The organism is Niabella pedocola (genome assembly GCF_021044425.1).
Classification (GTDB): Bacteria; Bacteroidota; Bacteroidia; order Chitinophagales; family Chitinophagaceae; genus Niabella; species Niabella pedocola.
Window position 1 is genome coordinate 597,870 of sequence record NZ_JAJNEC010000004.1, and the last position, 13,538, is coordinate 611,407.

The window sequence follows — 13,538 nt, forward strand, 5'->3', positions numbered from 1 at the left end:
TGCGTTATTTAATGATGCGCCGGATCTTATTGGCATCTGCGATCAGTGCCTGTAAGCGGCCGGGATCATTGCCCTGTATGGATTCTTTAAACCGGGTGAGCTGATCGATATGCTCGGTTAATACGTCGATAATATTGTCCTTGTTCTGCATAAAAATGGGCACCCACATATCCGGGTTACTTTTAGCAAGCCGTACCGTGCTTTCAAAACCCGCCGACGCGATCTCAAAAATGGCACTTTCCACTTTTTCCTTTTCCAGTACCGTGTTGGCCAGCGCAAAGGATGTAATATGACTGATATGACTTACATAAGCCACATGCAGATCATGCGCCCTTGCTTCCATTTCTACCACCCGCATGCCGATCTTGGCATACATTTTCTTCACCCAGTCCAGGGCATCTGCGTCGGATTCATCCGGGTTGCAAATGATCACGGCTTTTCCTTCAAAGGCCCCGCGTACGGCCGATTTCGGACCGCTGTATTCGGTTCCCCACATGGGGTGCGTTGCTACAAAGCGTCCCCGTTTCGGATGCTCTTTCAACACATCAATGACCGAAGCCTTGGTAGAGCCCATGTCCATCACGATCTGGTCGGTTACCTTATCCATGATCTGTGGCAGCAAATGTACCATTTTGTTTACCGGTATGGCCAGTACAATCACCTCTGCTTCCGCGATGGCCTCTTCCAGTTCCTGGATCTCATCGACCAGTTCGTATTCCAACGCCTGCTCCGCGTGTTCGCTGCTCGATTCCACACCAATCAGTTTGGAGGAGAGTTTTTTCTCATGTAACTGCAGGGCGATCGATCCCCCGATGAGTCCAACTCCAATTATTGCGATTCTTTTGCGATTGCTCATTGATTCCTTATGCTTGATACGTAATACAGGTACTCAACTTCTGATCTTTGTGATTTGGGTATTTACCCGGGCTATGGCTTCGTCGAACCGCTGCACAGATCCGCATAAACTGATCCGGATATAACGGTCGCCGGCATCGCCAAAGATCCCACCGGGCGTTATAAATACATCCGCATTGTACAATACTGCATCCGCCAGCTCATACCCGTCTTTATAACCTTCCGGAATGGCCGCCCAAACAAACAGGCCTACCTGTTCTTTGGAATAACGGCAACCCAGCAGATCGAGCAGGTCGTAAACCTTTTTTCTTCGTGCGCTATAAACGGCATTTACTTCTTCGTGCCAGTCGTTGCCCAAGCTCAAAGCCGTGGCGGCCGCCAGTTGTACCGGCAGGAACATGCCGCTGTCCATATTGCTTTTAAAGCGCAATACCTCATTTATCCGTACTGCAGCCCCGCACAGCACCCCTACACGCCAGCCGGCCATATTGTGCGACTTACTGAGCGAGTTGAGTTCTACCGTTACCTCTTTGGCACCATCAATGCTCAGGATACTGGCGGGATGTTCATTAAGAATAAAGCTGTATGGATTATCGTGCACCAGCAGGATCCCGTGTTTTTTTGCAAAAGCGATCAGCTTTCTGAATACCTCCATATCCGGCTGCTGCCCCGTTGGCATCTGCGGATAGTTTACAAACATCAGCTTTACCCTTGAAAGATCTTTTGTTTCTATCGCTTCCAGATCCGGCTGGTAACCATTTGCTTCTTTTAATTCATAGTCGATGCATACCCCACCGGCAATGGTTACATTGCTCCGGTAGGTAGGATAGCCGGGATTGGGCACCAGGGCGGCATCGCCCTCGTTGAGATAGGTCATACAAATATGCATGATCCCTTCTTTACTGCCGATTAACGGTAATACCTCCGCTTCGGGGTTCAGCTCCACACCGTACCAGCGGCGGTACCAACCGGCAAACGCCTCCCGCAGTACCGGGCTTCCCTTATAGTTTTGATACCCGTGTACATTCGGTTTCTGGGCCTCTTCCTGAAGGGTCTGGATCACCTCCGGGTGCGGCGGCAGATCGGGGCTCCCGATCCCCAGGTTGATAATATGCTTCCCCTGCTTGTTCAGCTCGTCGATCTCCCGCAGCTTTTTGGAGAAATAGTATTCTCCCACTCCCTGTAATCTTTTTGCTATTTCCATGAACCTCTTTTATAAATGCCGTAAATTTTCAACCCGGTGGTTACTGGTTTTATCTTTTCCATCACCTTTTCGAAATCACTGATCTGCTCAAATTCCATATCTGCATGAAACTGGTACCGGAATTCCGTTCCCGGAATGGGAAAACTCTGGAGTTTGGTCAGGTTTACCTCTTCTTTTGAAATGATGGACAGCACCCGGGCCAGGCTTCCCTTGGAATGATCTGTATGGAAATTGATGGATGCTTTATTGCCTTCCGTGCTTTCTGTAAGCTCTTCTTTCCGGCGCAGTACCAAAAAACGGGTATAGTTATTCTTTAATGTTTGAATTTTTGGGGCGATGATCTTTAACCCATAAAGCTCCGCCGCCAGTTTGCTGGCAATGGCCGCTATATGCCGGGCTTTATGTTGTGCAATATGCCGGGCGCTCAGGGCCGTATCCTCTGCATCCACCAGCTTCCACCGGAACTGATCAAGGTATTCGTAGCATTGCTGCAGGGCCATGGTGTGGGAATGCACTTCTTTAATATCCTCGAGCTCCACATCATGGTTTACTAGCAAATTCTGATTGATCTGCATATATACTTCACCTACGATCCGCAGATCGCTCGCTTGCAATAAGTTATAATTGGGAAGAATGCTACCTGCAATTGAGTTTTCAATCGCCATCAGGCAGCCATCCGTACGGTTAGGGTCCTTAGCCGCCGCAATTACTTCCTTAAAGGTATCGCAGCACTCTACCGTTACTTTTCTCTTGAAAAAGAGGTTTGCCGCTTCCTGGTGAAAGCTTCCTTCATACCCCTGTATAGCCATGTGTACGGTATCTGCCTGCATTGTTCCCTTTGTTATTTTTTCCGTTAATTACAAAAAAATCCCGGCCTCTTCTGCCGGGATTCTTTATGTTGAATATGTTGTTACAAATTTTATTTCAACAAAAATGCACCCGGCTTTCCGCTAAAGAAGAAAAAGCTAAAATAAAACCAGGTAAAAAATTTTGCTGCTCTCATAATTGAGGCCCAAATATAAAACGAAATTCTAAATTTCAAAATAAATATTTCAAAAATATTTTAAAACTAACGCTAGTTGTTAGGCAAAATTCATTCAACTCCTTCCCCTTTTCAAATACCTGCAACCGGTCAGCCATCGCATTCCTTCCCTACGTTTCCCGAAAAAAACGCCGGGAACAGAGGCATTGCACGCACGGGAACCTTCATAAGCGGGCCCACTGCATTGATGACAGACGTCCGCAGCCGTAAAACCATTGTCCGCTGGAAGTAGCAATCTCCGTTGCGTTTAGCAGGTCAAACATCTCCCAATCAATGCCGGAAAAAGGGCCTGCGGAATCCCCGAAATCTGGTCCTGATTCACACCGCGATGCCGGACGCAACCGGCAACCCAAGCCACTCCGAAACAGGCAGTTCCACGTTTTTTTTAGTTGCTTCGGAAGCCTCAAAAATTTTTTATTTTCCCCTTAATTATTTTTTAACAAATGCCCCGCAAATCATATATTTGCACGTCACTATATATTTTCTGCTGTTTCTGTTTCCCTAAAGGAACTGCTGAAATGACACTGCCGAGTATAAGTATATCAAAACCTAAAATATATGAACCATTCCAAAACCGTTCTCCTAGCCTTAGCTATCTGCTCCTTCGGCAGCTCGCGTGCGCAGGTTAGTGAGACCCATCCTTACAAAGCCCCCCATGCGATTTACGGGCCGGCTTCTGTAACTGATTCTCAGTACTATGCGAAGAAAAAGCAGCAGCAATTCCGCGATTTTGTAAATGGCCAGACCGACTTTCCTCCCAAGCCCCGGGATATGTGGGAAATTGGTATCAAAGGAGGTTTGTTCAGTGTAAACGGGGATGTTCGTTCAGAAATGATCAGCCCGGGTTTTGGTGCGCATATCCGTAAGTCGCTGGGACACACGCTGTCTTTGCGTTTAGAGTATATGTATGGTATTGCCAAGGGACAGGACTGGCGTCCTTCCGCAGGGTATAAATTTACAGGCATGGCAAACCCCTGGTACTACCGCTACCAGCGTAACAGCGTACTGCCAGGTGGTAGTGTATGGAACCCGATTAACTTCCCTAAAGTATATTATAATTACAAAACCACGGTTCAGGAGCTGAGCCTGCAGTTGATCGCCAATCTTCATAATATTCGCTTTTACAAGCCTCAAACCGGTGCTACCTTCTATGTTTTGGGAGGTTTGGGTATTACTACCTGGGATGGCCGCGTAAATGCCATGCATGAAGTCAGAGGCGATGAAGAAAGTGCCGCTTATGACTACAGCAAAATTACAGCTACCACCAAAAAAGATGTGCTGAAACAATTAAAAGATCTGCAGGACGATATGTATGATACGCCGATCGAAGCAGATCCAAGTATCCGTTACTCACACCTGTTTGCCGGTTCTATCGCACCGTCGGTTACAGGAGGTATGGGTCTGGCGCTCCGTTTAAGCCCGCGTTTCAACATCGCACTGGAAGACCGCCTCATCTATAACGGTTCCGACCTGATCGATGGTCAGCGCTGGACTGATCAGGGTACACTGACTCCGGATAAGGATTTCATGAACTACCTGACCTTAGGTATTAACTATAATATCGGTGCTAAAAGAAAAAGAGTGGAACCGCTGTACTGGCTGAACCCGCTGAACTACGCTTACGGCGAACTGCGTCGTGTACCGGAAATCGTACTGCCTGATTCTGATGGCGATGGTGTTACGGATCAATTTGACCAGGAGCAAACACCTGCCGGTTGCCCGGTTGATACGCACGGTGTAAGCCGCGATACTGATGGCGACGGTGTTCCTGATTGTAAGGATAAAGAACTGATCACTCCTACTTACTGCCAGCCGGTAGATGCAGACGGAGTTGGTAAATGTCCTTGTCCGGATGATTGTAAAGTAGAAACACCTGAGTGTGCTGCCCTGCTGGGCGCTTTACCAAGCGTAAGCTTCAAAGCAAACTCTAACACGCTTTCTGCGGATGCAGCAGCTTCTCTGGCTGTTGTAGCTTCTAAATTAAGATCTAACCCCAACTGTAAAGTTGTAGTAGTTGGCTATTGCGCTGCTACTAAAAAACAACAGCAGTTAAGCTGGGATCATGTAAATAAAGTGATCACGCACTTACAGGAAAAAGAAGGCATCAGCGGTGACCGCTTTATCTTCTCTTCTGGTCAGGAAGGTGGCGACTGCAACACTGTAGATATCCGTGCAGCAGCTCCAGGTGAAGACGGCCCCAACACGGTGGCTCCTCCACATCCGAACCTTCGCAAAAAATAGTCACTTTTTGCTATAACAAATACGTCCCTGCCCATTCTGGGCGGGGATTTTTTTTGCAAGTAGCGCTGCTGGGTTCGGGTTTATTTTTACTGCCCTGCGTCATCCCCGCAACAATACTGATAACAACTTATTATGAAATAATTTTTTACCTTTCATAATAAATGATCGATGAAAACCAGCGCATCCATGCTGCATTTGCTGACTGCTTTTCCTTTTCTATGGTCTGCAACCACTACCTGTGTACCCGTAAAACCGGAAAAGCAGCATCCCTCCATTGTGCCGGCTTCGATGATGAGCCAACTGGCAGCAATCGATTACGAAGACCAGCGATACCGCCAGGAAATTATGCCGGTTATCAATGCCGCACAGGTAGACTCCGCACAGCTGAAAGCGATCTTTAAAAAAATACACCGGGCTGATTCTATCAATTTAGCAACGATCGCTCAGATCCTGGACCATAAAGGCTGGCCCAACCCGAAGGAAGTGGGGATCGAAGGTTCGGTAACTGTTTGGGCCGTGCTTCAACACGCTGCGCTTCAAACGCAGGAAAAATACCTGGGCATGGTCATTCAGGCTGTTAAAGATCATAAACTGGAGCCGAAATATTTGGGTTATCTGGAAGACCGGATTGCAACGGATAAAGGCCTGAAACAAAAATATGGTACACAACAATTCCTGATCAGCAAGGATAAAACGATACTGGCGCCGCTTCTTGACCCGGATAAAGTAGATTTATGGCGCAAGGAGATTGGTATGGAGCCGTTACGTGATCACTTAAAGGTATCGATAGACACCGGATGGACATGGGCTCGGTACATCCGTGACCTGCCTGAGAGTGAAGGGATATTAAAGAAGAAGAAAGCTTTTTTTGATGCCCAGCAAAAAGAGCATCCGTGATCTGCCTTATTGTTTAAAACCGCCCGGCCTGTACCGGTGGCCTTCGTGAGCGGATATATCCCAACCCTCTGATGGATCTTCGGATACATAATGGATGAACTTCCCATCCCCGTTCGGATACGTGCCCAGAGACCGCAGCGCTGCAGTTGACGACGCTTTATCTTATTTGTTTGCTTAATGCTATAGACCATATGAAATAACCTTCGCGGAACGCCTGCAGGATTGTGCACCTGCCGGTGAACTACCCGGTATTTTATATGCGCCCGGAAACCATTGCTTACCCGTTACTGAGCCGGATCTCAAATACCCCCTCAAAGTGTTTCTTCAACCGCATCTTTACTTCCTCCATATCAAGCTCCGCTCCCAACTCCTTTTGCAGGGAGGTAACCTGCTTGTTCTGGATACCACAGGGGATGATAAAGTTAAAATAATCCAGATTGGTGTTTACATTGAGCGCAAAACCATGCATAGTGATCCAGCGGCTGGTGCGCACCCCGATGGCGCAGATTTTCCGCTCACGCCCTTTTATGAAAGGATCCAGCCATACACCGGTTTCTCCCTGCGATCGCTCGCCCTTCAGGCCATAATCGGAAAGTGTACGGATCACTACCTCTTCAATATTCCGCAGGTAGCGGCCGATATCGGTATAAAAGCGCTCCAGGTCAAAAATCGGATAGCCCACGATCTGTCCCGGACCGTGATAGGTAATATCTCCCCCCCGGTTGATGCGGAAAAAATCGATGCCCCTTTTGGCCAGGTTTTCTTCGCTCAACAGCACATTTTCCATATGCCCGCTTTTACCCAGCGTATATACATGCGGATGCTCTACAAACAGTAAATGGCTGGAGGTTTGAGGTTCCACATTCAACGTTTCTCCCCTATCCTGAGCCTCACGAAAGGCGGTTTTAACAGCCACATTTTCCTGTAACAATTGCTCCTGGTAATCCCATGCATCTTTATACCGGAGGATACCAATATCTTTAAACCAAACTTGTTGTTGACTCATAATTGATCTGCAAAGGTACCAAGAAAAACGGATGTCTTACATTTGCAGGGTTCGGAAGCTATAAACAACATTTTTGTCGATTATTAAAACGCTGTTTATCAATGAAACTAAATGAAACAGAAACGCTGGATGATTTTCCGGCAAGTGCGGATGGTAATGATGAGCTCTACCAGAAGTTTGTATACCGGACCGATAAGGGACAGGAACCTTTCCGGATCGATAAATATTTAATGAACCGGATCGAAGGCGCCACCCGGAACAAGATCCAGCAGGCCATCCGGAACAATATGGTATTGGTAGACGGTAAAGAGGTAAAACCCAACTATAAATTGAAAGGTGCCCAGGAGATTGTGGTGTACACCGATATGGCCCCGGATGAAAACGAGATCGTTCCGGAGAATATCCCGTTAAATATTGCATACGAAGATGCATCCGTTTTAATTATTAACAAGAACCCCGGAATGGTGGTACATCCCGGATCCGGCAATCCCAACGGCACGCTGATCAACGCTGTGGCCTATCATCTGCAACAACAAAACGCAGCGATCACCGAAGAAACCCTTCCACGGTTTGGTATGGTGCACCGGATCGATAAAAATACCAGCGGCCTTTTAGTGCTGGCCAAAACCGAAAAAGCCATGCGATCACTTGCCAAACAGTTTTTTGATCATACCGTAAGCCGGAAATACATTGCCCTTGTTTGGGGTGATGTGGAGGCCGATGAAGGCACCATCGTCGCACATGTAGGCCGCAACCTTCGTTTCCGCAAGCTTTTTGAGGCCTATCCCGAAGGCGATCATGGCAAGGAAGCCATCACGCATTATAAAGTACTGGAACGCTTTGGTTATGTAACCCTGGTACAATGCATCCTGGAAACCGGCCGTACCCACCAGATCCGGGTGCATATGAAATACATCGGGCATCCGTTGTTCAACGATGATTTTTATGGCGGCGATAAGATCGTAAAAGGCACCGTATATGCCAAGTACAAACAATTTGTGGACAATTGTTTTGAGCTTTGCCCAAGGCAGGCCCTGCACGCAAAAACACTGGGCTTTGTACATCCCGACAGCAACGAGGAGATCCTTTTTGACAGCGTCCTGCCGCAGGATATGGAAGCGGTAATTGAAAAATGGCGGCGTTATACCAATCGTTCTTAATGATTTGAAAATTTGAGAATGTGGGCATGTACAGTTATCTGCGTTCAGCATGCTGCACCCTTGAGTTGAGAATTGTTCTATATACGCCTGGTCCTCGCTATCTCCCCATCCCCCAAAGAAGGAAAGAGTGAATGATTAACAGATCATCAGCTATAAAACAGACGAACCTGAAACTTTAAACTTTGAACCGCCGCAGGCGCTATTCCAGTTCAATGCTCTTTTTAAGTTTTATATCTTCTGAAGAGCTGCCGATCATGATATCGAAGGTTCCGGGCTCCACCACAAAATGCATATCTTTATCCAGGATGGAAAGGTCGTCGGGCGTCAGTGTAAAATGAACCGTTTTTATTTCTCCGGGGTTCAGCGATACCCGTTCAAATCCCCGCAGCACCGATTCATAAGTGGTAACGCTGCTTACCCGATCCTTTACATATAATTGCACTACTTCATCGCCTTTTACCGCGCCGGTATTTTTTATATCCACCGCTACCCGGACATCCGATTGGGTGTTGCCTTTCTCTGGTGATACCTGCAAATTGGAATATTCAAAGCGGGTGTAGCTGAGCCCATAACCAAAGGGGTATAACGGCCCTACCACAGCAGTGCGGCCATAGCCGTTGGGACCATCGCCCGGCTGCCCGGCATGAGATGCCGGTTTAAACGGAAAGTTCAGCTCTATTTGCCCGGTGGTTTTGGGGAATGTTATCGTTAGTTTGCCCCCCGGATTATACGCACCAAAAAGCGCCTCTGCTACGGCTGTTCCACCCTGTGGCCCCGGGAACCAGGCTTCCAGGATTGCATCCAGGTAACGGTTTTCCCAATTGATCGTAAGCGGCTGACCGTTGATCAGGACCATTACGATGGGTTTCCCGGTTTGCTTCAACGCCTGCAGCAGTTTCAACTGCCGCCCGGGTAAATTCAATCCCGTACGCGACAAACTTTCGCCAACCCGTTTATCATCTTCTCCCACCACTGCAATCACCACATCGCTTTGGCTCGCCGCTTCCACCGCTTTACCGATCTCCGCCGTTTCGGCCCCGGTAAGGGCTGTTTCAATGATCTCACTCTCCGGCCAGGTAGCATCCGCTACTTCGCAGCCTTTTATATATTGTATGGCAGCCTTATCGCCCACGAAACTGCGGATGCCTTCCAATACAGAGATCACTTCTTTATTAGAGGGTCCGTAACGACTGATGGCATGACTTTTTTCATCGGCCAGCGGCCCGGTTACCAGTATCTTTTTATACTGACCGACGGAGAGTGGCAGCAACGGTTGTGTTTGCCCCTGGGCCGGTGCATTTTTGAGCAACACCAGTGACTCCCGGTTCATTTGTACGGCCACAGCTTCGGATTCCTTTGTAGCAACAATACGATCCGCCAGCTTTGGATCTTTTACATAAGGGTGATCAAATAAGCCCAGTCTGAATTTCACGCGCAATACCTCGGCCACCCGCTGGTTCAGGGTTTCGACAGACAGGCCACCTTCCTTTACCAGTTCGCGCAGTGGCCGTATAAAGGTTCCCGGCGGATCAAATTCGGTACGTACGTTCAGTCCTGCTTCCATTACCTGCCTCACGGCTTCCTTATAATCGGTGGCCACATGATGCTTTTCCGATACGAATTCCACTGCCCTGCTATCCGATACCACATAGCCGTCAAACCCGAATTGCTGGCGCAGCAAGGTTGTTAAAAAATAACGACTGGCGGTTATGGGTACTCCATCCCAATCGTTGTAGCTGCTCATGATGCCCATGGGGTGTGCATTTTCGATTACCTTTCTAAACGGATAGAGGAACAGCTGATGCATTTCGCGGGGAGCCACATGAGGATCGGTGCGGGCATTGCCATCGCGGCCGCCCTTGGGAATGCTGTATACCGCAAAGTGTTTTAAGGTAGACGCCACTCCGTTTTCCTGGATGCCGGCGGCCATCTCCGTTCCCAGCTGTGCAATTAAAAAAGGCTCCTCCCCATAGGTTTCCACTACCCTTCCCCAACGCTGATCCCGGGCTACATCCAGGATGGGCGCATACACGTTGGTATACCCCAGCGCTTTTGCCTCCTGACCCACAATGCGGCCCATTTGGCCGACCAGGCTCCTGTTCCAGGTAGCGCCAATCCCTATCGGGGCAGGGAAAGCCGTGGCATGATCATGGTTCAACCCGTGAATACCTTCGTTGGTAAAATCCACCGGTATGCCCAGGCGGGTTTCTTCTACAAACCAACGCTGCACGTTATTAATGGCCGTTGCATGCGCGCTGAACGGATAAGAATATTTTGTCTGCGCTTTTTTATTCCGCGCCAGCCCGTTCAGCATTTCATCGATATTGGCAATGCCATCCTTCCAGATCTCCTGCTTCCAGCCCGGCGTGGGCTGCTCATCTTTTAATACCCTGCCAAAGCCATACAGGGTGGCCGTTTGACAGGTCTTTTCATCGATGGTCATTTGTGCCAGCAGGTCCTTTACCCGCGCTTCAAGCGGGGCGGCAGGATCTTCATAACGATCTTTTTTCCCGTTTTTATTAAAATCGATCCAATCCTTATGGTATATATTCTTTTGAGCAAACAGCGTGGCTGAAGCCGCCAGCATCGCAAAGGCCGTAACAATATATTTCATTCAATAATATTTGCAGTAGTGCAAGATAAATAATTCAGATCAGCAACAAAACCGTTCATCATTATCGTACAAAAAGCTCCGGGGCACCGTGTGAAGTGCCGGTAATGCAATAGATGGGATACCCCCTATCCCAAAAGGAACAGCCCGTTTGCACGGGCTGTATCAGTTTATTTAATAGATCATAAATGTAATTATTCTGTGCCCTCAGCAGTAGCATCCAGGGCTTTTTTAGCGGCGGCAGCGGCTTCTTTTTCCTTCGCCTTTTTCTTTCCGCTCATCAGCTTCAGAATCACCGGAGCCGTGGTTACCACCACGATGCCCAGTACAATATATTCGAGGTGCTGTTTCAGATCAAACTGAAATGCGCTCATCAGCCATTTCTGCAGGAAATGCCCCGCAAATAACATCGAGAACACCCAGGCGATACAACCCACAACATTATAAAAGGTAAATTTTGCCCGGTTCATTCCCACGATACCGGCAATGATGGGCGCAAAGGTCCGGATGAATGGCAGGAAACGGGCTACAATAATGGCCCCGCCGCCGTGTTTTTCATAAAAATCGTGCGCTTGCTCCAGGTAACGACGTTTAAAAAAGAAGTTTTCCTTCCAGTGATACATCGCCGGTCCTACTTTACGCCCGGTCCAGTACCCCACCATATTACCGATGATCCCGCAAAAGGAAATCAAGGCCCATAGTACGATCAGATCCACCCATTCATTCTGGATATGCCCTAAATTAAACAATTTTAAAAACTGGTAGGTCAGCCCCGGCTCGGCGGTTACGCCTTCCCCGATTTTATGGGCATAGATTCCCGCGATAAACAAAAGCGTATCACCCGGAAGAAAGAATCCGGCAAACAGACCGGTTTCTGCAAACACTACAAAAAGTAAAAGCCATAGGCCGCCGTTCTCAATATACCACTGCGGTTGCAACAAATCCGTCCAGCTAAAGCTGCTTAAAAGTTCGATCATTATTTGGTTTTAATTATCCTCTACAAAATTCAGGGCTTTTTGTTCATCAAATTCGCCTTCCCATCGCGCAATCACACAACTTGCCAGGGTATTTCCGATCACATTCACAGACGTACGGGCCATATCCATCAGCTCATCGATGCCATAAATAGCCATGATGGGCCATAATGGTAAATTAAATGTATGCGCGGTAGCGATCAGGATCACCAGGGAAGCCCTCGGCACCGCCGCCACCCCTTTGCTGCTGAGCATTAACGACAGGCCGATCATCAACTGCTCACCAAACGATAAATGGATGCCCGCCGCCTGCGCTACAAACACAGACGCCAGGGACAAATAAAGGGTGGTACCGTCCAGGTTAAATGTATAGCCGGTGGGAATCACGAATGAAACTATTTTTCGAGGTACCCCAAACTTTTCCATGTTAGCCAACGCTTTAGGTAATGCAGAGTCTGAGCTCGTAGTGGCAAAAGCAATTGAAACGGGTTCTTTAATCGCCTGGATAAACTTCCGCAAAGGGATTCTTGCGGCAAACAGCGCAATAGGTACCAGCACTACCAGTATAAAAGCAAACAGTGCCAGGTAGAGCGTTATCAGCAGCAATCCCAGGTTCTTTAATATATCAATACCCAGGTGCCCCACCGTCACCGAAATGGCGGCCCCCACACCAAAGGGCGCAAAATGCATGATCAGGTTGGTGAACTTGAACATGGTTTCGGAAAGACTTTCCGTAAAATCGATCAGTGGCTTTTTCCGTTGTTCGGAAAGCATGGCCAGCGAGATCCCGAAGATCAAACTAAATACCACAATGGGTAATACATTGCCTTCATATATCGATTTAATGATGTTCTCCGGGAAAATATCCACAATATGATCCTGCCATGTTTTTTCGGAGGGATCGGGCAGCTTATCGATCAAATGCGGCGGCACGGATACGCCGGCACTATCCATAATCGTGATCACCTTTTGCTGCAGTAGTTTTTCCTGCGAACGCGGCAGGTCTTTTAATAAGGCTTCCGGAACCTGGATACCTGTACCGGCCTTGGTGATATTTATAAATACCAATCCTATTATCAGCGCAAAAGTGGTCACTATCTCAAAATAAAGTATAGACTTCCATCCCATGCGGCCTACCTGTTTCAGGTTGCTATGGCTGGCGATTCCTACCACCAGCGTGGAAAACAGCAGGGGCGCCACGATGGTTTTGATCAACCGGAGGAAGATGGTGCTTAAGAATTTAAGATTCTGCGAGAACGCCGGAAAATCAACCCCGATCTCAATCCCGATCGCCATGGCCACAAAGATCCAGGTGGTCAGCGACCGTTTATATCCTGCAAAAAGAATGAGGCTACCGATCACGATCCATCTCAGGCTAAAAAGCAACGCGCCCGGCATCGGAGTCCATTCTTCATGTATCAGGTGAAAAGCAGCAGCAATTGTAAAAAGTATAATAGAAAGAAACCCGGCTTTTCTTTTGTTCATAGTCGAGTAGTTATTTGCCAAATATAAGGTTTAGCCTGAAAAAGGTGATTCCGGTTTTAATAA

Annotated in this window: 10 protein-coding genes; 3 read left to right on the forward strand and 7 right to left on the reverse strand. The window is 48.0% G+C overall.

What is annotated here, in order from left to right:
- Positions 1-4 precede the first annotated feature (4 nt).
- From LQ567_RS06455 to LQ567_RS06465, 3 genes are read right to left on the reverse strand one after another with little or no spacing between them, the layout of a single operon-like run.
- Positions 5-856: a prephenate dehydrogenase gene (locus LQ567_RS06455; protein WP_231003354.1), complete on the reverse strand. Its 852-nt coding sequence runs from the start codon at positions 854-856 to the stop codon at positions 5-7.
- 33 nt (positions 857-889) lie between these two features.
- Positions 890-2,059 (reverse strand): pyridoxal phosphate-dependent aminotransferase, encoded by a 1,170-nt coding sequence (locus tag LQ567_RS06460; RefSeq protein WP_231003356.1) that lies wholly within the window; start codon positions 2,057-2,059, stop codon positions 890-892.
- Complete coding sequence (locus tag LQ567_RS06465; RefSeq protein ID WP_231003358.1) at positions 2,050-2,889, reverse strand: prephenate dehydratase; 840 nt, start codon at positions 2,887-2,889, stop codon at positions 2,050-2,052. Before LQ567_RS06465 ends, LQ567_RS06460 begins: the two co-directional genes overlap by 10 nt.
- Positions 2,890-3,659: 770 nt before the next feature.
- Between LQ567_RS06465 and LQ567_RS06470 the strand changes: the two genes are divergently transcribed.
- Both LQ567_RS06470 and LQ567_RS06475 read left to right on the forward strand, forming a co-directional pair.
- Positions 3,660-5,342 carry a hypothetical protein gene (locus tag LQ567_RS06470; RefSeq protein WP_231003360.1) on the forward strand — a complete coding sequence of 561 codons (1,683 nt, stop codon included), beginning with the start codon at positions 3,660-3,662 and terminating at the stop codon, positions 5,340-5,342.
- A 168-nt stretch (positions 5,343-5,510) separates the two neighbouring features.
- Positions 5,511-6,239 carry a DUF6624 domain-containing protein gene (locus tag LQ567_RS06475; protein WP_231003361.1) on the forward strand — a complete coding sequence of 243 codons (729 nt, stop codon included), beginning with the start codon at positions 5,511-5,513 and terminating at the stop codon, positions 6,237-6,239.
- A 277-nt stretch (positions 6,240-6,516) separates the two neighbouring features.
- On the opposite strand, the gene lipB is transcribed toward LQ567_RS06475, so the two are convergent.
- Positions 6,517-7,245 (reverse strand): lipoyl(octanoyl) transferase LipB, encoded by a 729-nt coding sequence (gene lipB, locus LQ567_RS06480; protein WP_231003364.1) that lies wholly within the window; start codon positions 7,243-7,245, stop codon positions 6,517-6,519.
- A 101-nt stretch (positions 7,246-7,346) separates the two neighbouring features.
- On the opposite strand from lipB, the gene LQ567_RS06485 reads away from it, so the two are divergent.
- Positions 7,347-8,405 (forward strand): RluA family pseudouridine synthase, encoded by a 1,059-nt coding sequence (locus tag LQ567_RS06485; RefSeq protein WP_231003366.1) that lies wholly within the window; start codon positions 7,347-7,349, stop codon positions 8,403-8,405.
- A gap of 199 nt (positions 8,406-8,604) precedes the next feature.
- Here the strand turns inward: LQ567_RS06485 and LQ567_RS06490 are convergent, their stop codons facing one another.
- From LQ567_RS06490 to LQ567_RS06500, 3 genes are all read right to left on the reverse strand, one after another.
- The gene (locus LQ567_RS06490; RefSeq protein WP_231003367.1) at positions 8,605-11,019 is read right to left on the reverse strand and encodes a glycoside hydrolase family 3 N-terminal domain-containing protein; all 2,415 of its coding nucleotides are present in this window, start codon (positions 11,017-11,019) and stop codon (positions 8,605-8,607) included.
- Positions 11,020-11,210: 191 nt separating this feature from the next.
- The gene (locus LQ567_RS06495; RefSeq protein ID WP_231003369.1) at positions 11,211-11,993 is read right to left on the reverse strand and encodes a DedA family protein; all 783 of its coding nucleotides are present in this window, start codon (positions 11,991-11,993) and stop codon (positions 11,211-11,213) included.
- 9 nt (positions 11,994-12,002) lie between these two features.
- On the reverse strand, positions 12,003-13,475 hold the full coding sequence (locus tag LQ567_RS06500; RefSeq protein ID WP_231003371.1) for a dicarboxylate/amino acid:cation symporter: 1,473 nt from the start codon (positions 13,473-13,475) through the stop codon (positions 12,003-12,005).
- Positions 13,476-13,538 lie beyond the last annotated feature (63 nt).